This is a genomic window from Pseudomonas sp. NPDC077408, assembly GCF_050269105.1.
In the GTDB taxonomy this organism is placed as follows: Bacteria; Pseudomonadota; Gammaproteobacteria; order Pseudomonadales; family Pseudomonadaceae; genus Stutzerimonas.
On record NZ_JBNNHS010000002.1, the window covers coordinates 688,064 to 713,170 of the forward strand.

General features: G+C 61.1%; 25 protein-coding genes. 12 read left to right on the top strand and 13 right to left on the bottom strand.

Going from position 1 to position 25,107, the window contains the following annotated elements:
• Positions 1-46: 46 nt before the first annotated feature.
• The 5 genes from ACQKEK_RS08150 to ACQKEK_RS08170 form a co-directional block, all read right to left on the bottom strand.
• Positions 47-1,381, bottom strand: coding sequence for a DUF1329 domain-containing protein (locus tag ACQKEK_RS08150; protein ID WP_499141956.1), 1,335 nt, complete (start codon positions 1,379-1,381; stop codon positions 47-49).
• A 178-nt stretch (positions 1,382-1,559) separates the two neighbouring features.
• On the bottom strand, positions 1,560-2,231 hold the full coding sequence (trmB, locus tag ACQKEK_RS08155; RefSeq protein ID WP_216707250.1) for a tRNA (guanosine(46)-N7)-methyltransferase TrmB: 672 nt from the start codon (positions 2,229-2,231) through the stop codon (positions 1,560-1,562).
• A 108-nt stretch (positions 2,232-2,339) separates the two neighbouring features.
• The gene (locus ACQKEK_RS08160; RefSeq protein ID WP_499141957.1) at positions 2,340-3,134 is read right to left on the bottom strand and encodes a thiazole synthase; all 795 of its coding nucleotides are present in this window, start codon (positions 3,132-3,134) and stop codon (positions 2,340-2,342) included.
• Between the two features lie 83 nt (positions 3,135-3,217).
• Entirely contained in the window at positions 3,218-3,418 is a 201-nt protein-coding gene (gene thiS, locus ACQKEK_RS08165; RefSeq protein WP_046161832.1) for a sulfur carrier protein ThiS, read from the bottom strand.
• Positions 3,419-3,522: 104 nt separating this feature from the next.
• Entirely contained in the window at positions 3,523-3,897 is a 375-nt protein-coding gene (locus tag ACQKEK_RS08170; RefSeq protein ID WP_045423664.1) for a DUF423 domain-containing protein, read from the bottom strand.
• 71 nt (positions 3,898-3,968) lie between these two features.
• Between ACQKEK_RS08170 and mtgA the strand changes: the two genes are divergently transcribed.
• Entirely contained in the window at positions 3,969-4,679 is a 711-nt protein-coding gene (gene mtgA / locus ACQKEK_RS08175) for a monofunctional biosynthetic peptidoglycan transglycosylase (RefSeq protein ID WP_499141958.1), read from the top strand.
• Between the two features lie 230 nt (positions 4,680-4,909).
• Complete coding sequence (locus ACQKEK_RS08180; protein WP_499141959.1) at positions 4,910-7,462, top strand: hybrid sensor histidine kinase/response regulator; 2,553 nt, start codon at positions 4,910-4,912, stop codon at positions 7,460-7,462.
• A 110-nt stretch (positions 7,463-7,572) separates the two neighbouring features.
• On the opposite strand, the gene rpoH is transcribed toward ACQKEK_RS08180, so the two are convergent.
• From rpoH to ftsY, 4 genes are all read right to left on the bottom strand, one after another.
• Positions 7,573-8,427: an RNA polymerase sigma factor RpoH gene (gene rpoH, locus ACQKEK_RS08185; RefSeq protein WP_045423658.1), complete on the bottom strand. Its 855-nt coding sequence runs from the start codon at positions 8,425-8,427 to the stop codon at positions 7,573-7,575.
• Positions 8,428-8,534: 107 nt separating this feature from the next.
• A complete protein-coding gene (gene ftsX / locus ACQKEK_RS08190; RefSeq protein WP_499141960.1) occupies positions 8,535-9,545 on the bottom strand; it encodes a permease-like cell division protein FtsX in 1,011 nt (336 codons plus the stop codon).
• A complete protein-coding gene (gene ftsE, locus ACQKEK_RS08195) occupies positions 9,542-10,213 on the bottom strand; it encodes a cell division ATP-binding protein FtsE (RefSeq protein WP_045423654.1) in 672 nt (223 codons plus the stop codon). The genes ftsX and ftsE overlap by 4 nt, the downstream gene beginning before the upstream one ends.
• Positions 10,210-11,568, bottom strand: a complete 1,359-nt coding sequence (gene ftsY, locus ACQKEK_RS08200; RefSeq protein ID WP_499141962.1) for a signal recognition particle-docking protein FtsY — start codon at positions 11,566-11,568, stop codon at positions 10,210-10,212. Before ftsY ends, ftsE begins: the two co-directional genes overlap by 4 nt.
• A gap of 239 nt (positions 11,569-11,807) precedes the next feature.
• Between ftsY and ACQKEK_RS08205 the strand changes: the two genes are divergently transcribed.
• The 4 genes from ACQKEK_RS08205 to ACQKEK_RS08220 all read left to right on the top strand — a co-directional run bounded on the left by ACQKEK_RS08205 (position 11,808) and on the right by ACQKEK_RS08220 (position 16,397).
• Entirely contained in the window at positions 11,808-13,160 is a 1,353-nt protein-coding gene (locus ACQKEK_RS08205; protein ID WP_499141963.1) for a M16 family metallopeptidase, read from the top strand.
• On the top strand, positions 13,153-14,703 hold the full coding sequence (locus ACQKEK_RS08210; RefSeq protein WP_499141964.1) for a M16 family metallopeptidase: 1,551 nt from the start codon (positions 13,153-13,155) through the stop codon (positions 14,701-14,703). Before ACQKEK_RS08205 ends, ACQKEK_RS08210 begins: the two co-directional genes overlap by 8 nt.
• The gene (gene rsmD, locus ACQKEK_RS08215) at positions 14,703-15,302 is read left to right on the top strand and encodes a 16S rRNA (guanine(966)-N(2))-methyltransferase RsmD (protein WP_499141966.1); all 600 of its coding nucleotides are present in this window, start codon (positions 14,703-14,705) and stop codon (positions 15,300-15,302) included. The genes ACQKEK_RS08210 and rsmD overlap by 1 nt, the downstream gene beginning before the upstream one ends.
• Positions 15,303-15,416: 114 nt before the next feature.
• The gene (locus ACQKEK_RS08220) at positions 15,417-16,397 is read left to right on the top strand and encodes a hydrolase (protein ID WP_499142239.1); all 981 of its coding nucleotides are present in this window, start codon (positions 15,417-15,419) and stop codon (positions 16,395-16,397) included.
• A 30-nt stretch (positions 16,398-16,427) separates the two neighbouring features.
• Here the strand turns inward: ACQKEK_RS08220 and ACQKEK_RS08225 are convergent, their stop codons facing one another.
• Positions 16,428-17,087: a TetR/AcrR family transcriptional regulator gene (locus ACQKEK_RS08225; protein WP_499141968.1), complete on the bottom strand. Its 660-nt coding sequence runs from the start codon at positions 17,085-17,087 to the stop codon at positions 16,428-16,430.
• Positions 17,088-17,220: 133 nt separating this feature from the next.
• On the opposite strand from ACQKEK_RS08225, the gene ACQKEK_RS08230 reads away from it, so the two are divergent.
• The 5 genes from ACQKEK_RS08230 to ACQKEK_RS08250 all read left to right on the top strand — a co-directional run bounded on the left by ACQKEK_RS08230 (position 17,221) and on the right by ACQKEK_RS08250 (position 21,827).
• Positions 17,221-18,651, top strand: coding sequence for a coniferyl aldehyde dehydrogenase (locus ACQKEK_RS08230; RefSeq protein WP_499141969.1), 1,431 nt, complete (start codon positions 17,221-17,223; stop codon positions 18,649-18,651).
• Between the two features lie 24 nt (positions 18,652-18,675).
• Positions 18,676-19,212: a twin-arginine translocation pathway signal protein gene (locus tag ACQKEK_RS08235; protein WP_499141970.1), complete on the top strand. Its 537-nt coding sequence runs from the start codon at positions 18,676-18,678 to the stop codon at positions 19,210-19,212.
• Positions 19,213-19,253: 41 nt separating this feature from the next.
• The gene (locus tag ACQKEK_RS08240) at positions 19,254-20,849 is read left to right on the top strand and encodes a GMC family oxidoreductase (RefSeq protein ID WP_499141971.1); all 1,596 of its coding nucleotides are present in this window, start codon (positions 19,254-19,256) and stop codon (positions 20,847-20,849) included.
• A 105-nt stretch (positions 20,850-20,954) separates the two neighbouring features.
• Positions 20,955-21,437, top strand: coding sequence for a pantetheine-phosphate adenylyltransferase (gene coaD, locus ACQKEK_RS08245; protein WP_045423625.1), 483 nt, complete (start codon positions 20,955-20,957; stop codon positions 21,435-21,437).
• A gap of 138 nt (positions 21,438-21,575) precedes the next feature.
• The gene (locus tag ACQKEK_RS08250) at positions 21,576-21,827 is read left to right on the top strand and encodes a YfhL family 4Fe-4S dicluster ferredoxin (RefSeq protein WP_045423623.1); all 252 of its coding nucleotides are present in this window, start codon (positions 21,576-21,578) and stop codon (positions 21,825-21,827) included.
• A 269-nt stretch (positions 21,828-22,096) separates the two neighbouring features.
• On the opposite strand, the gene ACQKEK_RS08255 is transcribed toward ACQKEK_RS08250, so the two are convergent.
• The 3 genes from ACQKEK_RS08255 to ACQKEK_RS08265 all read right to left on the bottom strand — a co-directional run bounded on the left by ACQKEK_RS08255 (position 22,097) and on the right by ACQKEK_RS08265 (position 24,241).
• Entirely contained in the window at positions 22,097-22,438 is a 342-nt protein-coding gene (locus tag ACQKEK_RS08255; protein WP_045423621.1) for a hypothetical protein, read from the bottom strand.
• 124 nt (positions 22,439-22,562) lie between these two features.
• On the bottom strand, positions 22,563-23,375 hold the full coding sequence (mutM, locus tag ACQKEK_RS08260; RefSeq protein WP_499141973.1) for a bifunctional DNA-formamidopyrimidine glycosylase/DNA-(apurinic or apyrimidinic site) lyase: 813 nt from the start codon (positions 23,373-23,375) through the stop codon (positions 22,563-22,565).
• Positions 23,376-23,431: 56 nt separating this feature from the next.
• Complete coding sequence (locus tag ACQKEK_RS08265) at positions 23,432-24,241, bottom strand: HDOD domain-containing protein (protein ID WP_499142240.1); 810 nt, start codon at positions 24,239-24,241, stop codon at positions 23,432-23,434.
• A gap of 174 nt (positions 24,242-24,415) precedes the next feature.
• On the opposite strand from ACQKEK_RS08265, the gene ACQKEK_RS08270 reads away from it, so the two are divergent.
• Entirely contained in the window at positions 24,416-24,955 is a 540-nt protein-coding gene (locus ACQKEK_RS08270; protein ID WP_128120423.1) for a type 1 glutamine amidotransferase domain-containing protein, read from the top strand.
• Positions 24,956-25,107 lie beyond the last annotated feature (152 nt).

Consider the following 25,107-nt stretch of genomic DNA (forward strand, 5'->3'; position numbering starts at 1 on the left):
CACAAGGGCGCCCGCGGGCGCCCTTGCTGCTCTCAGCCAGTGCTGCTTAGTTGCCGCGACGCAGCGCTGCCGGTGAGAAGTCACGCGGGCCGAGCCGGGCACTGAAGTCATACATCGGCTCGTTGTTATCCAGACCGTCAACAAAGTAGTTGTCGTCTTTCAGGTGATAGAGCGTTTCGACGGTGCTGTTGAACATCGGCACGTCGTAATAGCTGATTGGATGGCTTTCCTGCAGCCCGATCAGCTCGCCCTTTTCATCAAACAGGTCCACAGCCAAAATTGACCAGCTGTCCTCATCGACATAGAACCGGCGCTTGTCGTAGGGGTGACTGAAGCCCTTGCGCAGTGTGGCGTCGACGACCCAGACCCGATGCAACTCATAACGCAACAGGTCCGGATTCAAGGTTCGCGGACCGACGATTTTGTCGTAGGGAATGCCCTTCTGATGCACCGCGTAGCTGTTGTAGGGCACCAGCATTTCGCGCTTGGCGACCAGCTGCCACTCATAGCGATCCGGTGCGCCATTGAAGGAGTCCACCACGTCCGCTGTGGCCAGGCCGCTGGTGTCGGGCTGCAGCGAATCGTAGGCGAGCGACGGCAAACGACGTACGCGGCGATCAGCCGGGCTGTAGCGCCAGGCCTTGCGTACCGCCAGCACTTGGTCGAGCGGATCCTGGACCACCAGGGCGGTACCTGACAGCTTTGCCGGCGCGGTGACACGGTACTTGTAGTACAGCGAGGTGTTGTCCAGGTCGGCCTGACTCATGCCCTCACGGTTATAAACGTAATAGATCTGCCGATCCCGTTTGATATAGCTCGGGTTGCCGTTGATCACCACGGCCTGATTGTTCACGAAGTGAGTCTGGTCGCCCTTGTAATGCAGGACATGGTTCCAGATCACCTCCATCCCGTCCTGCGGGATGGGAAATGGAATACCCGCTGAGGCACCCTTGATCCCGTTGCCATTGGCGATCAGCTCGGCATTGACCGCGTTCAGTCGCGTGGCGTCATAGATGCGCTGCGGGTTGCTGGCGCTGCGACGGGTTGGAAATACCCGCATATGAAAGTCAGGATGCCGCTCGACCAGCGCTCGAAGCCCCTCCGGCAACAACGCGGCGTACTGGGCCACATTGCTCTGGTCCACCCGGTAGAGCATCGGGTCGGCCGCGAAAGGGTCCGGATGGTGCATGCCGGCTTCGTAGCCTGCAGGTGGTTGCACACCTCCGGTCCAAGCGGGAATGGTTCCGGCGGCGTTACCGGCGCGCTCGGCACCCAGCGGAGTCAGGTCCTGACCCAGGCGCACGGCCTGTATCTCGTCGACCTTGGCATGAGCCTGGCTGGCACAGGCCGCCAGCAGCAGAATTCCAAATTTCCTGTACATCTGTTTGCTCCTTGCAGCGCGGCTGGCGCGGCAGATGACGGCTCTTGCCCGCAGGCAGAGCGCTCGTTGATGCGTTGGGATCGTGCCGTCCTGGCATTTTTCGTTATTGGATCGTCCCTGGGCCGCTTGGTCGCGGCTTTGGTGGATGTAGCGGTGGCACGTATTTCTTTTCAGCGAGTCAGTCGATGCGTTCGAACTTAAGGTCCCAGACGCCGTGGCCGAGGCGCTCACCGCGCCGTTCGAACTTGGTGGTCGGGCGCTCCTGCGGACGATCAACGTACTGCCCGTTTACGGCCTGGTTACGGTAACCAGGTGCGACGTTCATAACCTCGACCATGTGCTCGGCATAGGCCTCCCAGTCGGTCGCCATATGCAACACGCCGCCAACCTTGAGCTTCTGCCGGACCAACTCGGCGAATGCCGGTTGGACGATGCGCCGTTTGTGATGACGACTCTTGTGCCAGGGATCAGGGAAAAACAGCAGGACCCGGTCCAGGCTCGCATCGGGGACGCATTCACGCAGCACTTCGAGCGCATCGCAACTGTAGATCCGCACGTTATTCAGATTTTGTGACAGAAGTCCGTTTAACAGGGCCCCGACGCCCGGCGAGTGCACTTCGACCGCTATGAAGTCCTGTTCGGGAGCCGCCGCGGCCATTTCCAGGGTGGAGTGGCCCATGCCAAAGCCGATCTCGAACGTGCGTGGTGCCTGCCGAGCAAAGACCTGATCGAAATCGCGCAACCCATCTGCCAGTTCCAGGCCGAACCGGGGCCAGCCCTGATCCAGACCTCGCTGCTGTCCTTCGGTCATGCGACCGGCACGCATCACAAAGCTTTTGATGGTGCGCATGCGCCGTTGGCCCTCGGCCGGGATTGGAGTGTCACTCATGAACGAACCTACAGATAAAAGGGACCGGCCGCGCGATCGAGCACGCGGCCTGCGACGGGAGGAGAAGGATTAGCGGATCAGGCCTTCCAGAGGCGAGGAGGCGCTGGCATAGAGTTTTTTCGGCATGCGGCCGGCCAGGTAGGCTAAGCGGCCGGCGTCGATCGCATACTTCATGGCCTCAGCCATCAGCACGGGGTTCTGCGCATGAGCGATGGCGCTGTTCATCAGCACCGCCTCACAGCCCAGCTCCATCGCGATGGTTGCGTCGGATGCCGTGCCGACGCCTGCGTCCACAAGTACCGGCACCTTGGCCTCCTCGAGGATGATGCGTAAGCTGTATGGGTTGCAGATACCCAAACCCGTGCCGATCAGGCCGGCCAACGGCATCACCGCAATGCAGCCCATGTCGGCCAGCTGGCGGGCAATGATCGGATCGTCGCTGGTGTACACCATCACGTCGAAGCCATCCTTGACCAATATTTCAGCGGCCTTGAGGGTTTCGATGACGTTGGGAAACAGGGTTTTCTGGTCGGCCAGTACCTCCAGCTTGACCAGTTTGTGCCCATCGAGCAGCTCGCGGGCCAGGCGGCAGGTGCGCACGGCCTCTTCGGCGTCGTAGCAGCCCGCGGTGTTCGGCAGGATCGTGTAGCGGTCCGGCGAGATCACATCCAGCAGGTTAGGCTCGCCCGGGTTCTGGCCGATGTTGGTACGGCGCACTGCAACGGTGACGATCTCCGCGCCAGAGGCCTCGATGGCCGCGCGGGTTTCCTCGAGATCCTTGTATTTACCGGTGCCCACCAGCAGACGCGATTGATAGGTGCGGCCGGCAAGCGTGAAGGGTTTGTCGTGCGGAACTGGGCTCATGCGACCATCCTGTTCAGACCTAATGAAGCGAGAAGTACGCCGCTGCACGGGCGGCGACCGGGAATATCGACGCGGCGAGTGGCTCAGCCACCGCCAATGGCATGCACGATTTCGATCTGATCGCCTTCGACCAGAACCGTCGCGGCATGCTGGCTGCGTGGCACAATGTCGCGATTGAGTTCGACCGCTAGCCGGCGCCCGGTCAGCTCCAAGCGCTGCAGCAGATCAGCCACCGACTGGCCGTCCGGGAGCTCGTAGCGCTCACCGTTCAACTGGATATGCATAGTGATCGCCACCATTGCAAAAGGGCCAGTATTCTAGCCCGATCGACTCGGTCCACCAAGGCAACAGCTGTCACCATTCATCTCCACCCGAACCGCTCCGTCAATCAGCCACGCAGATTCCAGGCGGCCAGCATCAGACAGATCCAGCCGGCCAGGAACGCCGTGCCGCCAATCGGAGTGATGATGCCGAGCTTGCCGACACCGGTCAGGGTCAGCAGGTAAAGACTGCCGGAGAACAGCAGGACACCCAGCGTAAACAAGCTGCCTGCTGCGACCAGCAGACGGCTCGGCGCATGCAACGCCAGCAAGGCGATGCCGAATAATGCCAGCGCGTGGATCAGTTGATAGTGCACGCCGGTCTGAAACACAGCGAGATAGTCGGCAGCCAGGCGGCTCTTCAAACCATGGGCTGCGAACGCGCCGAGGGCGACGCCGGTCAAGCCGAAGAATCCGGCGAGCATAAGAAACGGGCGAATCATTCGGGGGCCTTCCGGTCAGGGACTGTATGCACCGTTATAATGCCCGTTCTCCCCGGTTGCGACCACGCCCCATGCTTCGAGCCCTGCTACGCCGACTGACCAAACTGCTGCTATGGCTGACGGCACTGTCCGTGTTGCTGGTGCTGGTACTGCGCTGGGTGCCGCCACCCGTCACTGCGCTGATGATCGAACGCAAGGTCGAATCCTGGACCGGTGGTGAAAGCATTGACCTGCAACGTAGTTGGCGGCCCTGGAAACAACTGCCGGACGACTTGAAGATGTCCGTCATTGCAGCCGAAGACCAGAAGTTCGCCGATCATTGGGGTTTCGATATTGCGGCAATTCGAGCCGCATTCGAACATAACGAACGCGGCGGCTCGCTGCGTGGCGCCAGCACTCTGAGCCAACAGGTGGCGAAGAACCTGTTTCTCTGGTCGGGGCGTAGCTGGCTGCGCAAGGGCCTTGAAGTCTGGTTCACCGGCTGGATCGAGCTGCTCTGGCCGAAACAACGGATTCTGGAGGTCTACCTGAACAGTGTCGAATGGGGCAGTGGGATATTCGGTGCCGAAGCAGCTGCACAACATCACTTCGGGATTGGCGCGCCCTACCTATCTGTCAATCAGGCTAGCCAGCTGGCCGCTGTACTGCCCAACCCACGGGAGTGGGATGCCGGCCAACCCGGTCCGCACGTGCGCAGTCGCGCCGCCTGGATTCGAAAGCAGGTGAGGCAATTGGGCGGCAGCGGTTACCTGAACAAACTACAGGCGAGCGAGGCACGCTGAAGGCAAACCGGAACGATACGGCGACGGGGCGGCTCCAGCGCCTCAGCGCCCTCTCACGCGCAAGATCACTAGCCGGTACGCTCTGTCGGGGCGTTATGGCAGTGCGCCATCTCAGCGAGTAAGCTGCGATGAATATGTGGCGAATGCCGGGCCACGACCCGCATGTAAGGGCGGTCGCCAGAATGGCGTCCGATATTCTCGCCACTCGTCACTAACGCACGGCAGACAGCATGAGCGAAACCAGTGCACCTTTCGGCAAGGTGCGGCAGTTCTTTCACTGGCGTAACAGCATCGCCTGGCTTGTACTGGCGTTAGCGCTGTTGGTACAGCTTGCGCTCCTCAATCATCTTCAGATGAAAGAAGAGCGGGCCGCGCTCAAGCAATTCGACTTGCTGGTGAACACGACCATTGAAGCCATTCAAAAACGCATGACCGACCACGAGCAGATTCTGCTCGGAGCGGCCGGGCTGTTCGATGCCGCCGGTGAGGTGTCGCGAGAACAGTGGCGTGAATACAACGACCGGCTGCAACTGGCCGAACGCTACCCGGGCATTCAAGGTGTCGGTTTTGCCAAGGCCCTATTGCCGTCGGACCTCGAAGCGCATGTGCAGAACGTTCGGGCTGAGGGATATAGCGACTACGATGTTTACCCGCAAGCGGCGGACCGCTCGCTCTATACGCCAATCGTCTTCCTCGAGCCCTTCCGCGATCGCAACCTGGCCGCTTTCGGCTTTGACATGTTCTCCGAGCCGGTTCGCCGACAGGCCATGCTCAGCGCTGCCGAGACTGGGAAAACCCAGATTACCGGGAAAGTGACCTTACGCCAGGAAACCCACGGCAAAGTACAAGCAGGCGTCCTCATGTACGTGCCGCTGTACAGTGATGGGGAGCCGTTAACTGCCGTGACACAACGCCTGCAAGCGCTAAAGGGCTTCGTCTACAGTCCTTATCGGCTCGACGACCTGATGCGAGGCATTCTCGGCGCAGCTAATCCGAACCTCAGCTTGCGCATTTACGCAGGCGATACCGAGCAAACCGAGCAGCTTATCTTTGCCAGTCGAGATGCACCTATGACCGGGCAAGCCCAGTACAGCAAGGAGGTACAGCTGGGTCTATATGGCCAGACTTGGACGCTGCGCCTGGAGAGTCGGCCGGCCTTCGAGCAGTTCTTTCACACCAACAAAGGGCTGATAGCGGGCCTTGGTACCGGCCTGAGCGCACTATTGTTTCTCCTGACGTTTTCGTTATCGCTCAGACGCCGCCGTGCTGAGGCGCTGGCCCAGCAGATGACCGAAGATATCCGGGAAAACAAACGCGCCCTTCAGCTCAGTGAAGAGCGCCTAAGCCTTGCGCTCAAAGGCAGCAATGACGGGCTGTGGGACATGAACCTGGATGCCGGGACCTTCTATGCATCGCCGCGCGCCTGGCACATGCTCGGCTACCGCCCCGGCGAGCTCAGTTCGGATCTCAAGCTCTGGGAGCGACTCGTCGTATCCGAGGACCTGCCTCAAGCGCGGACTCAGCTGGCCCGGACCATGCTCTCCCCAGTCGATCACTTCACCACCGAGCTACGCCTGCAGCACAAAAGCGGCAAAATCACGCCTGTGCTGATCCGCGGCTACATCCAGCGCGACCGCAACGGCCAGCCGCTGCGCATCAGCGGCACCAGCATGGACCTGACCGAACACAAGCGCATCGAACAGATGAAAGACGAGTTCGTCTCGACGGTAAGCCATGAGCTGCGCACCCCGCTGACATCCATCAGCGGCGCCCTGGGACTGATCACCGGCGGCGCTCTGGGCGAGGCACCTCCCGCCATCCAGCAGATGCTCGAAATCGCGCACCGCAACAGCTTGCGGTTGGGTTACTTGATCAATGACCTGTTGGACATGGAAAAAATCACCGCAGGCAAGATGACCTTCGATATGCGCGAGCACTCGCTGCGCCAACTGCTGGATGAGGCGCTGACCAGCAACCAGGCTTTCGCCTCGCATTTCGGGGTGAGCTGCATACTCCGCGACCCGATCAATGTGCACGTATGGGTCGACGGGCTGCGTCTGCAGCAGGTGTTGAGCAACTTTCTATCGAACGCCATCAAGTACACGCCGGAAGGTGGTCAGGTCACGCTGCATTGCAGCCAGCCCAATGCCGGCCATGTCCGCATCAGCGTCACCGATCAGGGGCCGGGCATCCCGCCAAGTTTCCAGAACCGTGTATTCGAAAAATTTGCTCAAGCGGATGCGTCTGACAGTCGCCAGAAAGGGGGCACCGGCCTGGGGCTTGCCATCACCAAGGAATTCATCGAGCGGATGGGCGGTCGTGTCGGCTTTGATACAGCCGAGGGCCAAGGTACAACGTTCTGGTGTGAGCTGCCCATAGTCGAATCGGCCACTGTGGCACCAGACCAGGGCCAGCCTCGCCTGCTGGTAATCGAAGACGAGCCGGACACCGGCCGGTTACTGTTGCTGATGCTACGCGATGCCGGTTACGCGGTTGACCGCGTTCAGAGCCTGCACGCGGCACGAGGCAAGCTTGCCAGTACCCGTTATGAGGCAATGACACTCGATTTGCATTTGCCCGACGGCAGCGGACGTGAGCTGATTGACGAAGTACGCAGCAACCCTGACACGCGAGATCTACCGATCATCGTGATATCTGCCGCCAGCCATTTCGAGCAGAACGCTGAAGACACGAGCATCACCTGGCTACACAAACCCATCAGCGCGGCACAACTGCTGATCGCTCTGACCGACACCTTGGAACACTCCAGGCATTGCCGCTAATCCCGGCGACCATCCAGCTGCAGTCACCCTTCGCCGGCCAACGGCATAAAAAAAGGCGCTGCAGTTGCAGCGCCTTTTGGCTCTGGACTAGAAAGCTCAGGCTTCGGCTATCAAGCCTGGATTGAACCCTTGAGCTTGTTCATCGCATTCTTTTCAAGCTGACGAATCCGCTCCGCAGAAACCCCATACTTGGCGGCGAGATCATGCAGCGTCGCTTTGGTATCACTCAGCCAACGCTGCTGGAGGATATCGCGGCTACGCTCATCCAGCGTGTCCAGCGCCTCGTGCAGATTCGTATTTGAGTTATCGCTCCAGTCGGCATCTTCGAGCTGCCGCGCAGGGTCGTAACGATGATCTTCGAGATAATGCGCTGGCGACTGATAGGCGCTGTCATCATCCGCGTCGGCAGATGGATCGAAAGCCATGTCATGCCCGGTAAGACGGCTTTCCATCTCGCGGACTTCGCGGGCCTCAACGCCGAGGCTGTCGGCAACCCGCTCGACCTCGTCATTGTTCAGCCAGGCCAGACGCTTCTTCTGACTACGCAGGTTGAAGAACAGCTTGCGTTGAGCTTTGGTCGTGGCAACTTTTACGATGCGCCAGTTGCGCAGGATGAACTCGTGGATTTCGGCCTTGATCCAATGCACGGCAAAGGAAACCAAGCGCACGCCCATTTCAGGGTTGAAGCGCTTAACCGCCTTCATCAGGCCGACATTGCCTTCCTGGATCAGATCGGCCTGCGCCAGACCGTAGCCGGAATAGCTACGGGCGATATGTACAACGAAACGCAGGTGGGCCAACACCATCTGACGGGCGGCTTCGAGGTCCTGTTGGTAGAACAGACGTCCAGCCAAGTCGCGTTCCTGCTCGACCGTGAGCAGCGGAATGCTGTTGACCGTCTGCACGTAGGCCTCGAGATTGCCTCCCGGGACCAGGGCTTGAACAGGTTGGAGATTAGATGTCATGCAGGTCCTCCAAAAATGAAGCTGCAGCAGTTTAGCACTGCCGCATGAGACTGCAAGTCTGTGGAAAAGTTTCCTTACAGCTATCGAAAACCATATAAATCAATAAGTTAGCGCGGCGAAAGCTCGCTCAAATGCCTAGCAACCGCAAGCCAAGCGCCTATGTAACCCAGCAGCACGGCTCCTAGCACAAGTGACAGCCCATCGTCGGCTGGTACGCCCGCCAAACCGAAATCACTGCCATACAAGCCAGCCAATCCAATGACCGCCTCGTTCAACCAGCCGAGCCCATAGGCGAGCAAACCCCAGGCAATCAGGCCCGCTCCCAGCCCGTACAAAGCACCCATGTAGAGAAACGGACGCCGCACGTAGCCGTCGGTTCCGCCAACCAGTTTGACCACCTCAATCTCGGTGCGGCGGTTTTCGATGTGCAGGCGAATGGTATTGCCAATCACCAGTAGCAGCGTGGCGATCAGCAACAGGCTAAGGCCGAACACGAACCGATCACCCAGTTTGAGAATGGCGGTTAACCGTTCGACCCATAGCAGGTCTAACTGGGCCTGCTCGACCCCGGGCAACTCCGACAAGCGTTGGCGCAGCGCCTCGAGGTTATCGCGATCAACTTCGTTAGGCGTCACCAGGATCACACCGGGCAACGGGTTTTCCGGCAGTTCTCGCAAGGCCTCGCCAAGCCCCGACAGCTGCTGAAATTCCTCCAGCGCCTGTTCTCGGCTGATCCAGCTGGCTTCGGACACGTCCGGCATCGCCAGGATCTGCTCGCGAAGCGCTTGCCCCTGCGTCGCATCCACATCCAGCTGCATGAACAGCGAAATCTGGGCTGCCCGCTGCCAGGAGCCACCGAGCCGCTCGACATTGTCCAGCAACAGCGCCAAGCCCATCGGCAAGCTCAACGCGACCGCCATGACCAGACAGGTAAAAAAGCTACCGATCGGTTGCTTGATCAGCCTGCCGACACTATCGACCACGCTGGCTCGGTGGCTTTCCACCCAGGCGTGAAACAAGGCTTTGAAGTCCGGTTCTTCGCTTCTCGGCTGCTCTGGCTTGTTGCGTACACCGCCCGCGCGTTCAGCTGGGTTCGGGTTCTGCTCGGGTGCGCTCATCGGGTGGCCTCCCCATCGCCGATCAATCGACCACGCTGCAGTGTGAGCATGCGATGACGCATACGGGCGATCAGCGCCAGATCGTGACTGGCAATCAGCACGGTGGTACCGAGACGGTTGATATCTTCGAATACCCCCATGATTTCTGCTGCCAGCCGCGGATCAAGGTTACCGGTCGGCTCGTCGGCAAGCAGCAACGCCGGGCGGTGCACCACGGCGCGGGCGATACCGACGCGCTGCTGCTGGCCCGTAGAGAGATCGGAAGGGTATTGCAGTGCTTTGTCCTTGAGACTGACACGCTCCAGCGCGGTCATCACGCGTTGGCCAATTTCGCGCTTGTTCAAACCGAGGATTTGCAAGGGCAATGCGGCGTTGTCGAAAACGGTGCGATCAAACAGCAGCTGATGGTTCTGAAATACCACACCGATCTGCCGACGGAGAAAGGGAATCTGCGCATTGCTGATTCGCGAAAGGTCCTGGCCGGCCAACAGCAGCTTGCCACTGCTAGGTCTTTCCATCGCCAGCAGCAAGCGCAACAAGGTGCTCTTGCCAGCTCCGGAGTGACCGGTGACGAAGAGGAACTCGCCGCGCTTCACGTGAAAGGAAAGTTCGTGCAATCCGACGTGGCCGTTGGGATAGCGCTTGCCCACCTGTTCAAAACGAATCATGACGAGGCTCCGCCCGTCCCTTTCTCGGCGAACAAGGCATTGACGAAGGCATCCGCCTCGAAGGCCCGCAGATCATCAATGCCTTCGCCCACGCCGATATAGCGGATAGGGGTGCCGAACTGCTTGGCCAGCGCAAAGATCACACCACCTTTGGCGGTACCGTCGAGTTTGGTCAACGCCAGGCCTGTCAGCTCGACCGACTGATTGAACTGTTTGGTCTGATTGATAGCGTTCTGACCGGTTCCGGCGTCGAGCACCAGCAGCACTTCGTGCGGCGCAGAATCGTCAAGCTTGCCCATCACGCGACGGACCTTTTTCAGCTCCTCCATCAAATTGTCCTTGGTATGCAGGCGCCCGGCGGTATCCGCGATGAGCACGTCAATGCCTCGGGCCTTGGCAGCCTGCACTGCGTCGAAGATCACCGAAGCGGAATCCGCACCCGTGTGCTGAGCAATCACCGCAATGTTGTTGCGCTCACCCCAAATCTGCAGCTGCTCGACTGCCGCCGCACGGAAGGTATCGCCTGCGGCCAGCATGACTTTCTTGCCTTCCAGCTGCAGTTTCTTCGCCAACTTGCCAATGGTCGTGGTCTTGCCAACGCCGTTTACACCTACCACCAAGATCACGAACGGCTGCTTGCTGCTGTCGATCAGCAACGGTTGCTCGACAGGCTTGAGCAAGCTGGCCAGTTCTTCCTGCAAAGCCTTGTACAACGCGCCGCTGTCGGCCAGCTCCTTACGCGAGACTCGGCGCGCCAGGTTCTGCATGATGGCAGTGGTGGCCTCTACGCCGACATCCGCAGTCAGCAGGCGAGTTTCCAGCTCGTCGAGCAGGTCATCATCGATGGCCTTCTTGCCCAGAAACAGACTGGCCATGCCTTCGCCAATGCTGGCGCTGGTCTTCGACAAGCCTTGTTTGAGCCGGGCAAAGAAGCCCAATTTGGCGGGCGCTTCTTGTGCGGCTGGTGCAGGTGCAGGTGCAGGTGCAGGTGCAGGTTCGACGGCAATCTCAGCGAGGATTGGCGACTCGGGCACTTCTTCAGGATGGACAAGCTCCGGCGCAGGCTCGGGCTCTGCCTCCGGCTCAATCTGCAATTCAACGTCCGGTTTAACGTGCGCAGGCTCGGGCTCCGCTTCGGTAGCCTCAGGCTCAGAACGCAAGGGCTCTTCGGCCGTCTCTACCTCGTCGGGCAAGGCAGTATCGGGCTCATCGGCGAACGGCTGGCTGTCTTCCAGCGGCTCGGCAGGCGGCGGTTCGGCCCCTGGGGTCTGCGGTTTCTTGCGAAACCAGCCAAACAAGCCTTTTTTCTCGCCAGCCTCGGCCGGCGCCTTCTTATCGTCGTTGGAACCAAACATGGAGAAGATTTTCTCAAGAGGGCGATACGCCGGCGGCCATGCCACCAGCCAGACGGGCGCTATCCTAGCACTGCGCATCGGCCTGCGCTAAGCGTGGCCATCCGCCCAGTCTTCTGCGTTGGCAAAGCGAGCTTTATATGCCTTTGCCCTGACACAAGGGCACCAGTACCATGGCCCGCGTGTCCTCACCAGCCGGCATTATCGCGGGCGGGATCGATCACTGAACGAGCCTTTCTCCTATGCCTTTGATGCTACGCCGCGCCGCAGCCCTGCTACTCGGCACTTTATACCTTCCGCTGGTGATGGCTGCCGAAGCCCAGCCCACCCACGAATTCTTTCTGGATAACGGCCTTAAAGTGATCGTGCGCGAGGACCACCGGGCGCCGATTGTGGTCTCCCAGCTCTGGTACAAGGTCGGCTCCAGCTATGAGTCACCGGGGCAGACAGGCCTGTCCCACGCGCTCGAACACATGATGTTCAAGGGTAGCCGCAAGCTTGGCCCAGGCGAGGCCTCTCGCATCCTTCGCGAACTGGGTGCCGAGGAAAACGCTTTTACCAGCGACGATTACACCGCTTATTACCAGGTCCTGGCGCGCGATCGCCTGGCCGTGGCGTTCGAATTGGAAGCCGATCGTCTGGCGAGCCTCAAGTTACCGCCTGAAGAATTCGAGCGCGAAATCGAAGTGATCATGGAAGAACGCCGGCTGCGCACCGATGACAAGCCTAGCGCGCTGGCCTTCGAGCGCTTCGAGGCCATGGCCTACCCAGCCAGCGGCTACCACATCCCGACCATTGGTTGGATGGCCGATCTCAAGCGGATGACCATCGAGGACCTGCGCACTTGGTACGAGCGCTGGTATGCCCCGAACAACGCAACCCTGGTGGTGGTCGGCGACGTTACGGTCGACGAAGTCCGCACCTTGGCCGAACGCTACTTCGGGCCGATCGAGAAACAGGACGTGCCGGACGCCAAGCGCCCCCTGGAATTGGACGAGCCCGGCGAACGCCGGCTGCGCCTGCATGTGCAGACTCAGGTGCCCAGCCTGATCATGGCCTTCAACACACCGAGCCTGGCCACCAGCGAGGAGCCAAGTCAGATCCATGCGCTGCGGCTGATCAGCGCGCTGCTCGACGGCGGCTACAGCGCACGTCTGCCCCAGCAGCTTGAGCGCGGCGAGGAGCTGGTGACCAGCGCCTCGGCTTGGTACAACGCCTACGCCCGCGGCGACACACTGTTTGTTCTGAGTGCCGCACCAAATATGCAGAAAGGCCGAACGCTGGAAGAAGTCGAGGCGGGCCTTTGGACGCAGTTGGAACAGCTCAAGCAAACCGCGCCGTCCCCCGAGGAGCTGGAGCGGGTCCGCGCGCAGGTCATCGCCGGATTGGTCTACGAGCGCGACTCCATTACCCAACAGGCCACCACCATCGGCCAACTGGAAACCGTCGGGCTCTCCTGGCGGCTGATGGACGAGGAGCTCAGCGCTCTGGAAGCCGTTACCCCAGAGGACATCCAGGAAGCCGCCCGTACCTATTTCACCCGCTCTCGCCTGAGCGTTGCCCATGTTCTACCCGAGGAGTCCAGCGATGAGTGATCGCCACCTGTTGCGTCGCGGCCTGCTCGGCCTGGCGTTGGCGTCCTGCCTCGGCCTGGCCGCCTGCACCGAAGAAGCCAGCGACGCCGCCGCATCGATCCCGGTTCCCACCGAGGAAACCGTCGCCACACCGTCCGAATCCGGACAGGCGATCGCCAAAGAGGCTGAAGAAGCTGAAGCAGCCAGCACTCAGCTCGAGTCCTTGGCCGAGCTCGGCGACAAACCCTTGGCCCGGCGCGAATTGGACATCCAGAGCTGGCAGACCGATGGTGGCGCCAAGGTGCTGTTCGTCGAGGCGCACCAGCTGCCCATGTTCGACCTGCGTCTGACCTTTGCCGCCGGCAGCAGCCATGATGATGGGGTGCCCGGCCTGGCAATGCTGACCAATGCCATGCTCAATGAGGGCGTCGAGGGCAAGGATGTCAGCGCTATCGCCGAGGGCTTCGAAGGCCTTGGCGCGAATTTTGGCAACGGTTCATACCGCGACATGGCGGTCGCCAGCCTGCGCAGCCTCAGCGAGCCGGCCAAGCGCGAGCAAGCGCTACGTCTGTTCAGCCAGGTCGTGGGCAAACCGACCTTTCCCGAAGACTCGTTGCAGCGAATTAAGAACCAGGTCCTGGCCGGCTTCGAATTCCAGAAACAGAACCCAGGCAAGCTGGCCAGCATCGAACTATTCGAACAGCTGTATGGCGATCATCCCTATGCCCACTCCAGCGAAGGTACGCCCGAGTCGATCCCAGGCATCAGCGTTGCGGAGCTGCGCGCGTTCCATCAACAGGGTTATACGGCCGGTAATGCAATAATCGCGCTGGTTGGCGACCTCAGCCGCGAGGAGGCCGAAGCCATCGCCGCGCAGGTTTCCGCAGCGCTGCCTCAGGGCCCGGCCCTGCCACCTCCGCCCTCGCCAAGCGAGCCAACCGCCGGCACCCAGCACATCGAGTTCCCCTCCAACCAGACTCATCTGATGCTGGCGCAGCTGGGGATACCGCGTGGCCATCCGTATTACGCCGCGCTGTATCTCGGTAACCAGATCCTCGGCGGCGGTGGCTTCGGCACTCGCCTGATGGAGGAAATCCGCGAAAAGCGCGGCCTGACCTACGGTGTCTATTCAGGCTTCAGCCCGATGCAAGTGGCCGGCCCCTTCATGATCAACCTGCAGACCCGCGCCGAGCTGGCTGAAGGTACGCTGGAGCTGGTTCAGCGACTGGTTGCCGACTTTCTGCAGAACGGCCCAACCGACGCTGAGCTTGAGCGCAGCAAGCGCGAAGTCGCCGGCAGCTTCCCGCTGTCCACGGCCAGCAACAGTGACATTGTCGGTCAGCTGGGAAGCATCGGGTTCTATGACCTGCCACTGACCTACCTTGAAGACTTCATGCAACAGGTCCAGGCGTTGTCGGTCGAAGACGTCAAGGCTGCGATGAACAAGCATCTGAGCCCGAACGACTTCGTGATTGTCACCGCGGGCCCGCAGGTTGAGCAGAAGCCGCTGCCACCGCCCAGCACGAAGCCCCTCGAACAACCCAGCAGCGTTCCGGAGCATTGATGGCCAATCCACCCGTCCGTCCCTCTGCCCATGGGGGCCAGGGCCAGCTGCGTATCATCGGCGGTGAGTGGCGCAGCCGACGCTTCGGTTTTCCCGACGCCGAAGGCCTGCGACCGACCCCTGATCGCGTCCGCGAAACGCTGTTCAACTGGCTCGCGCCGTACCTCTCTGGCGCGCGGGTGCTCGACCCCTTCACCGGAAGTGGTGCGCTCTACCTTGAGGCCCTCTCGCGCGGCGCCAGCATGGCACTCGCGTTGGATGTGAATGCCAATGCGATTGCCAGCTTGCGTAAGCATCTGGATACGCTCAAGTGCGGCCAGGGCCAGTTGCTGCAAAGCGACGCCCAGCGCTATCTCGAAACCCAGAACCCGACCCCATTCGACTTGGTGTTTCTCGACCCTCCGTTCAACAAGAACCTGTTGCAGCCCACCTGCGAGCTGCTCGAAAACAGGGGCTGGCTAGCTAAACATGCCTGGGTCTATACCGAGAGCGAAGCTGCCCCTTCCAGTCTTGGCCTGCCTGGCAACTGGCGCCTGCACCGTGAAAAGCAGGCGGGCAAAGTGAACTATGCGTTGTGGGAGCGCAGCGGCGCAGACTAAGCCTCAGAGCAGCGCTCTTCTGGCCGGGAAAAGCCGGCCAGCGATACGGACCCGCATTGCAATCGAGCCTGGGTGACCATGCCCACCATTCCTGATACCAGCGCCGCACTCGAAATGGATCGCCCCTTCGCCCCGGCCAGGTGGCTGCCCGGCGGCCATCTGCAAACGCTATGGAACCCGTTCTGCCGCCGTACGCCTCTGCTGCAACGCCGCCGTGAGCGGCTGTGGCTCGCTGACGGCGATTTCATTGATCTCGATTGGCATGGGCCGCATGAAGCGGACGCACCGCTCGTACTGGTATTGCACGGCCTAACCGGCTCATCGAGCTCACTCTACGTGCTCGGCCTGCAACAGGAGCTGGCGAACCGGAACTGGGCAAGCATCGCGATCAACTGGCGAGGCTGCTCGGGCGAGCCAAACCTGCTGCCGCGCGCCTATCACTCCGGTGCGAGCGATGATCTGAGCGAAGTCATAGCTCATCTACAAGCCTCGCGGCCACTGGCCCCGCTGTATGCCGTGGGCTACTCGCTCGGTGGCAACGTGCTGCTCAAATACCTCGGCGAAACCGGCCAGGCAGCACCGCTGCAAAAAGCCGTGGCGGTGTCCGTGCCGTTTCGCCTGGACCAGTGCGCCGACCGTATCGGCCTCGGCTTTTCGCGGGTGTACCAGGCGCACTTCATGCGCGAGATGGTGGCCTACGTGAAAGACAAGCAGCGCCTCTTCGCGAGCAACGGCGATGATCTCCATCTCTCGGCACTGCAGCGTCTGGGCTCGCTGGAAGGCATGCGCACCTTCTGGGATTTCGACGGCCGCTTCACCGCCCCACTGCATGGCTATGCTAATGCAACCGATTACTACCGCCGCGCCTCAAGCCGCTACTTCCTGCCCGACATTCGCATCCCAACGCTGCTGATCCAGGCCGAAGACGACCCCTTCGTCTTCCGCCACAGCGTGCCCGAGCCTGATGAGCTATCCGCAACCACCATTCTGGAACTGCACAGGACCGGCGGGCACGTTGGCTTCGTCGAAGGCTCGCCGCTCAAACCTTGCTATTACCTGGACCGGCGGATACCGGAGTGGCTGAAGGAGCCATAGCAGACCAGCCAGCCGTAGCTTGCCCACAGCTCATCGCTGCAGGATCGGGGCGTGTAATTTCGCCAGCAAGGCTGAAACGGCCGGACGAGCCTCGTCTGTCACAAAGCCCTCCTCGAGCGCCAGCAGTTGAAAAATGCCTCGGCGCAGCATGTTTCGGTCCATGCCCCTGTCCTCGCCTCCGCCCAACGTGCAGAGAAATGGCACCCATGAGGTCATGACGATCCATGCGTTGACGGCCAGCGCCTCGACCTGAGCCGGCGTCATCCGGAGGATCCCGGCATCAACAAAGCCTTGGTAGATGGCTTGCGCACTCAGCAAGTGACGCTTGGCAAACAGCCCATAGCGTGCGGCAAGCTGGTCGTCGCCACTCAAGAGATGCTCAAGATCACGGTGCACGAAACGGTAATCCCACATCGCCGAAAGCAGCGATTCGAGGTAGCGGGTCTTATCCTCGATGGTCAGCGCCCGTCCTTCCGGCAGCTGTAGAAATCCATCGACATTTCGCTCATAGCGATCAAACAGCTCGGCGATGATCGCTTGCTTATTGCGGAAGTAGTAATAGAGGTTGCCCGGCGATATCTCCAGGTGTGCAGCGATGTGGTTGGTGGTCACGCTGCGCTCGCCTTGAGCATTGAACAGCTCCAGGCTCGCTTGCAGGATGCGCTCGCGGGTGCTCGGTTTGGGTGACATGCAGAAAGCTACTTTCGTCGTGCTAAAGCTGGAACGCAAAGGTAACCCGGCCATCGTGGCTGCGCACAGGTTTGACACTTTAGAGTTTTTACTCTAGAAATCGTCGATCTGTCGCCTTTCCGGAGCGTCTCTAGTGCTTGCCGACGCCGTGTATCCGCATCCCAGCCATTTCGAAGCCGAGCATCTGCAGGCGTTATTCGAGCGTCAGCGCAGCGCTTTTCAGGCCTATCCCAGCCCTACTGCCGCTGACCGTCTGCAGTGGCTGGAGGCGCTCCACGATTTGCTCGCCAGTCATCAGCAGCCGGTGATCGATGCCATCAGTGAGGACTTCGGTAACCGCTCGGCAGACGAGACGCGGCTAGCCGAGATCATGCCCAGCCTGGATGGCATTCGACACGCCAAACGCCACCTGACGCGCTGGATGAAGCCGTCTAAGCGTCGTGTGGGTATGGCTTTTCAGCCCGCCAGCGCCCGCGTCGTCTATCAGCCACTCGGGGTGGTCGGCATCATCGTGCCGTGGAATTACCCGTTGTATCTGGCCATCGGCCCGCTGATCGGCGCGCTGGCTGCCGGCAACCGGGTGATGCTAAAGATGAGCGAGTCCACGCCGGCCACGGGTCAGCTGCTCAAGGATCTGCTCGCACAAATCTTTTCTGACGATCAGGTCGCGGTTGTCCTTGGCGAGGCAGACGTGGGTATCGCCTTTTCAAAGCTGCCCTTCGATCACCTGTTGTTCACCGGCAGCACCAGCGTTGGCCGGCACGTCATGCGAGCGGCCGCGGAAAACCTGACGCCAGTGACGCTCGAACTGGGCGGTAAGTCGCCCGCGATCGTCTCGACCGACGTGCCGCTCGCCGATGCGGCCGAGCGGATCGCGTTTGGCAAGACGCTCAATGCCGGGCAAACCTGCGTCGCGCCGGATTACGTGCTGGTACCCCGGCCACGCATCGATGAATTCGTGGAGGCCTATCGAAAGGTGGTTCGACGCTTTTACCCACAGCTGGCAGACAATCCCGACTACACCTCCATCATTAACCGGCGCCAGCATGCCCGGCTGCAGGGCTACCTGGACGACGCCCAGACCAAGGGCGCACGCCTGCTGCCGCTGTTCGAGCAAGGCCAGGAACGGCGAATGCCGCACTGCCTCCTGCTCGATGTCACCGATGAGATGCAGGTCATGCAGGACGAGATCTTCGGACCGCTGCTGCCGGTGGTGCCTTATGACGACATCGGTCAGGCCCTCGCCTATGTCAACGCACGGCCCCGGCCGCTGGCGCTGTACTACTTCGGGTATGACCGAGCCGAGCAGCGCCATGTGCTGCGTCACACCCATTCCGGTGGGGTCTGCCTCAACGATACGCTGCTGCACGTCGCCCAGGATGATCTGCCGTTCGGGGGCGTTGGTCCGTCGGGAATGGGCCATTACCACGGGCACGATGGATTCCTCACCTTCAGCAAGGCCAAAGGCGTCTTTATCAAGCAACGTTTCAATGCCGCGCGAATGATCTATCCCCCTTACGGCAAGGCGCTGCAGAAGCTGGTCTACAAGCTCTTCGTGCGCTGAAAAGCGCAGCCGGTGACAACAACAATGATCAATACCGAGCGACCATTTTCCCGCCGCAGCCTTCTCAGGGTCGGCCTGTTTGGCAGCGCCGCCCTCGCCGGCGCTGGCCTGATCGGCAGTTTGTCCGGTTGCAGTGCCGAGCAGTCTGCTCCTGGCTTCGTACAGGTGCGCGAAAGCGACTTGCCAATGCTGCATCGCCTGACGCCAGTCATTCTGGAAGGCGCCGTTCCGGCATCTAGCATGCCCGACGCCGTGTGGAGCACCCTGACGAGCCTGGACGAGGGGCTCGCCCACCTGCCACCCGCCGTATCAAAACAAGTTTCGCAGCTGTTCGATCTGCTGAGCCTGCCGCTCACCCGCGGTCCGCTGACCGGGGTCTGGGGCGGCTGGGAACAGGCGCAGGACGGCGAGATTCAGGCGTTTCTGCAGCGCTGGGAAAACAGCCCGATTGCATTATTGCGGCAGGGTCATGCCTCGCTTCAGCAGATGATTCTGATGGCGTGGTATGGCCGACCGGAATCCTGGCGCCACTGCGGTTATCCCGGACCGCCGGTCATCTAGCGATGAACAAGAAGACCGCTCGCCCGACCTGAGGAACCGAAATGCCTGTCACTGACCCCTTTGCCGAAGGTATCGCCCGCGGCTGGAAAACTCATGACGGTTCGCGGCTCGAGAAGGACATCACGCTCGACGCCGACATCGCCATCGTTGGCAGCGGGGCCGGTGGTGCCACCAGCGCCGAGTCCCTCAGCGCGGCCGGCTACAAGGTGCTGCTGATCGAAGAAGGCCCGTTGCGCAGCAGCCAAGACTTCGACATGCAGGAACCCGCCGCCTACGCCTCGCTCTACCAGGAGGCAATCGGACGGACCAGCAAGGACGGCGCCATCACCATTCTGCAAGGCCGCGCTGTCGGCGGCTCGACCCTGGTGAATTGGACGTCGAGCTTCCGCACGCCAGCCGCCACACTGGAGCACTGGGCCGACGAGCACGACGTCCAGAACCTCTCCGAGCAGAGCATGGCGCCCTGGTTCGAGCGCATGGAGCAGCGTCTGGGCATCGAGCCCTGGCCGCTCCCACCCAACGCCAACAATCAGGTGATCCGCGACGGCTGCGCAGCACTCGGCTACAGCTGGGCAGTGATCCCGCGCAACGTGCGAGGCTGCTGGAATCTGGGCTATTGCGGCATGGGCTGCCCGACCAACGCCAAGCAATCAATGCTGGTGACAACCATCCCGGCCACATTGGATGCCGGCGGCGAACTGCTCTACCTCGCCCGCGCCGACCGTCTAGTCGTCGATAAGGGGCACGTCACCGCACTGGAGTGCCTCGCCATGGATGCGCGCAGCGTTGCGCCGACCGGGCACAAGATTCGGGTGCGTGCTCGTCACTACATCCTCGCCGGCGGCGGTATCAACACGCCCGCCATCCTACTGCGCTCGGATGCGCCCGACCCACACCAGCGCGTCGGAAAACGCACCTTTCTTCATCTGGTGAATTTTTCCGCCGCCCAGTTTGAAAAGGTGATCAACCCGTTCTACGGCGCGCCCCAGTCGATCTATTCCGACCATTTCCAATGGGACGATGGCACCCGCGGGCGTATGTCCTACAAGCTTGAAGTACCGCCCATCCATCCGGCCCTGGCCGCGACCCTGCTTGGCCGCGCCGGTATCGACAACGCCAGGCGCATGGAGCAGCTGCCACATACCAACGCGATGATTGCGCTGATGCGCGACGGTTTTCACCCGGACAGCGCCGAAGGGCAGGTCCAGCTGCGCAGCGACGGCACGCCCACGCTCGACTACCGGATGACACCCTACACCTGGGATGGCATTCGCCGTGCCTACCACAGCATGGCGGAAATCCAGTTTGCTGCCGGCGCCACAACTGTCCTGCCGCTGCACAACGACGCCAGCCATGCGACCAGCCTCGGACAAGCGCGCCAGATGATCGACGGGCTGAATCTCGCGCTATATCGCACCCGGCTCGGCAGTGCTCACGTGATGGGCGGTTGCGCCATGGGCGAAGACCCTCGTCAGGCGGTCACCGACAGCCTTGGCCGGCACCATCAGTTGGAAAACCTGTCGATCCACGACGGCTCGCTGTTTCCCACCAGCATCGGGGCCAATCCGCAGTTATCCATCTACGGCCTCGCCGCGAAACTCTCGAGTCAATTGGCCGAACGATTGAAAAATGCGTGAACGGCTTCGTTGTGCTGACATTCGGCAGCCATCCGCTTTGATGCTTTACGCTGCCGACGCCGAGCCGCTACCATCCACCCCCCACGCATGCGTCAGGACGCCGCGATGAATCGAGTGCTGTATCCGGGTACCTTCGACCCGATCACCATGGGCCACACCGACCTGGTCGAGCGCGCCTCGCGCCTGTTCGACGAAGTCATCATTGCCGTCGCTGCCAGCCCCAACAAGAATCCATTGTTCCCGCTCGAGCAGCGCGTCGCATTGGCCAAGGAAGTGACCTCGCATCTGCCGAACGTCAAGGTCATGGGCTTCTCCACGCTGCTGGCGCACTTCGTCACCGAGCAGAAGGCCAACGTGCTGCTGCGCGGCCTGCGGGCAGTTTCGGACTTCGAATATGAATTCCAGCTGGCCAACATGAACCGCCAGCTCGTCCCGGACGTGGAAAGCCTGTTTCTGACCCCGTCTGAAAAGTTCTCTTATATTTCCTCGACCCTGGTCCGCGAAATCGCCCGTCTTGGCGGCGATGTCAGCAAATTCGTTCACCCATCGGTGATGAAGGCGCTGACCGAGCGCTACGCCTCGCGCTGAAGCACTCAGCCTTCGTGCGGCGGATGATTACCGACAGAAGGGTGAGCACTGCCGCGTGCACCGGGCGAGTCGATGCGGCAAAATTGGCGCATCGTTTTTACCTGTGCTGCGGTCGATGCTGCAGCTGGAGTTAGCTGGATGTCCCTGATAATCACCGATGACTGCATCAACTGCGACGTGTGCGAGCCCGAGTGCCCGAACAGCGCGATTTCCCAGGGTGAGGAAATCTACGTCATCGATCCCAACCTCTGCACCGAGTGCGTCGGCCATTACGACGAGCCGCAGTGCCAACAGGTCTGCCCGGTGGATTGCATCCCGCTCGATGAAAGCAATGTCGAGAGTAAGGATGAGCTGATGCAGAAGTACATGATCATCACTGGCAAAGCCTGATCGACCTTCCGACCTCACCCTGAAGGTGAGGTCCGCCCCCAAACAGACGCCCGTTTTTCCACGCCGCTGCAAGAGCCGCCTAACCACCATGGGTGAGGCTTCAAGTCGACCACGACTGCTGAGCTGTTGCTGCCACAACGTGGCTGCTGGCTGCGCAGCACGTTAGAAACACAACAGCCGAAAACGACACGGCCCCGCACGCGAAGAAGCGGCGAGGCCGTAGAGCGAGTCGGATAAACCGCCGACCCGGTAAAGCTGAACCGCTGGGATCAATCCTGGCGGTTGTAACCGACGCGGGTGCAGCCCAGGCAGCGAGCAAAGGCCGCAGCACCGGGCTCAACAACCAGCGCATGCCCCGTCTCCTTGATGCCGCCGCCCATGGCGCTGAACGGCAGGCTCACGACGAACAGGCCGGCTCCGACGACAGTGGCCGCGATCAGCAGCGGACGGGCGATCAGCAGATCGCCAACGATGGAAAAGGCTTTCGGGGCCTCGACGGTGTACATCGGATCGCCGCTGGCGTTCTGCTGTACCGATTGCGCCTGCACAGGCATCGTCAGCAGACCTGTGGTCAGGGCCAAGACAACAGCAGTGGAGCGAAACAGATTCATGGTGTGGTCCTTCAGCTGGGCGAAACGAGGCAGATGATTGTAGTGAGCGTCACTATAGCAGTGGCCGCCGGTTGTTGATCGTGAACACCGTCAATGCCTGCGCAGTGCATGGCTGATCGGTTTTTCATCGCTGGCAGCGTCCGCAATAGACACTGGCACGCTGGCCGAGGCGAATTTCTCGCAGGGTCGAACCACAGGTTTTGCAAAAATCCCCGCCCCGACCGTAGACGAACAGCTCTTGCTGGAAGTAACCCGGCTTGCCGTCGCCTCCCACGAAGTCGCGCAGCGTGGTGCCGCCGCGCTCGATGGCATAGGCCAGGATCCGCTTGATCTCGACAGCCAGCTTCAGGTAGCGCGCCCGCGACACCGCGCCGGCCGCTCGCCGCGGATCGATTCCGGCAGCGAACAGCGCCTCGCTCGCATAAATATTACCGACGCCGACCACCACCGCGTTGTCCATGATGAACGGCTTGATCGCCATGCTGCGTCCACGCGACATCTGATACAGACGCTCTCCGTCGAACCCATCGCTGAGCGGCTCCGGGCCCAGGCTGGCGAGCAGTACATGGCTCAGCGGATCATCGCTCCACAGCAGGGCGCCGAAGCGGCGCGGGTCGGTGTAACGCAGCGCCATGCCGGATTCCAGCACGATGTCGACATGCTCGTGCTTACCCACCGGAAGATCAGCCGGCACCAGCCGCAGACTGCCGGACATTCCCAGGTGCGCGATCAGGGTGCCGACCTCGGCCTTGATCAGCAGGTACTTGGCGCGCCGGTCGACCGACTCGATCCGCTGACCGGACAGCCGTACGTCCAGATCCTCTGGAATCGGCCAGCGCAACCGTCGCTCGCGCACGATGACCTGGCGGACACGTTGGCCGACAAGATGCGGAGCGATGCCGCGACGGGTGGTTTCGACTTCTGGGAGTTCGGGCATACGGGCAAATCGAGAAGGGAACGGCAGGCGACCTTAGCAGTTAATGCACGGCCCGGTCAGCCGACACCCAGCTCACGAATGATGTCGCGCTGGCATTCGAAATCGTATTCCGAGAGGCCAACGTATTCGAGCACCAGCTGCGCCACGGCATCCCACTCATGGTCCTCCGGCTGATCGCCCAGTACACGATGGCAGGCGCAGATGTGCTCAGCCATCTTCAGGATCGCCAGCAACGTTTTGACTTGAGGGTCGCTCCATTCATCGTTGAACAGCGCCAGCGCGTTATGGTGATTGGCGATGGCCTCGCAAAGATGTTGCGGCAGCTTCCACGAGCGTGCGACGAAATACCCGACCACCGCATGATTGGTGTTGAGCATCCGATTTTCGACATCGGTGATGCGCGTTTCGGCACCGACACTGGCGTAGGCCTCCTCCAGCACCGTCATATAGCCAGGAAAGCGGGTCAGCATCAGCGGGATGCCACAGTTGTGGAACAGTCCGAGGGTATAGGCCTCGTCCGGCGCCGGATGACCGATGCGCTTGGCCAACGCCAGGCAGGTGCTGGCCACATCCTGCGCCGAATCCCAGAACCGGTTAAGCGTGACGATCGCCGCATCGGTCAGCTCGCCGCGGATCGATTGCGCATTGATCAGGTTGATCACTGAACGGCAACCCAGCAGGTTGACGGCCTGCTGGATTGAGGCGATGCGGTTGGCGAGGCCGAAGAACGGAGAGTTAACCGTTTTCAGCAAGGCGCCGGACAACCCTGGATCCTGGCTGATCAGGCGGGCAATGGCGCGCAAGTCAGGATCAGGCATGACCTGTTCCATCTGCAGGTCGACCATGATCTGCGGCTGCGGCGGCACGCTGATCCCCTGCAGCACGCTGCGGATCTGCTCGTCGGTAAGTTCAATGGACATAGAAAGCGGCTCGACCTTGTCGATAGCACAAGGCCACCAAGGAAAGAGTGCGAACTTTGGCTGAGATGGCGGTCGGATTTCAAGTAGATCAATTTGAAATCCGACGAGGAGGAAAACGAAATGGCCGATTCCCTGAAAGGCAAACGCATCGCGATCCTGGTGACAGACGGTTTCGAGCAGGTCGAGCTGACTGGGCCAAAGGAGGCGCTGGAAAAAGCCGGCGCGACCGCTGAGATCATTTCGTCATCGAATGGCGAAGTGACCGGCTGGAACCACACCACGCCCGCCACCAAGTTTCACGTCGACAAGACGTTCGACACCATTCACATGGAAGACTACGACGCCGTTCTGCTTCCGGGCGGCGTGGTGAATTCCGACACCATCCGCACCGACGAGATGGCCCAGGAGCTGGTTCGCGATGCGGCCCGCACCAACAAGACCATAGCCGTGATCTGTCATGGCGCCTGGTTGCTGGCCTCCGCTGACCTGGTCAAAGGCAAGAAGATGACCAGCTGGCCGTCGCTGACCGACGATTTGAAGAATGCTGGCGCCCAGTGGGTCAACGAGCAGGTCGTGGTCGACGGCCATCTGATCAGCAGCCGCAAGCCGGACGACATTCCGGCGTTCAACGAAGCGCTGATCAAAGCCCTCGCGGCCTGACGCCAGCTAGGTAACGCCGAGGCATCGCGAATACCGGTCGACTGCGACAGGCCGATGCCTCTTCTGAGCCGCCTGCTGGAGCAACTGCTCCCAGCAGCGATGGCTAACCCCAACTCCCCTCCTCCATCCAGCCAGCGCTTTTGTCAGCCCTC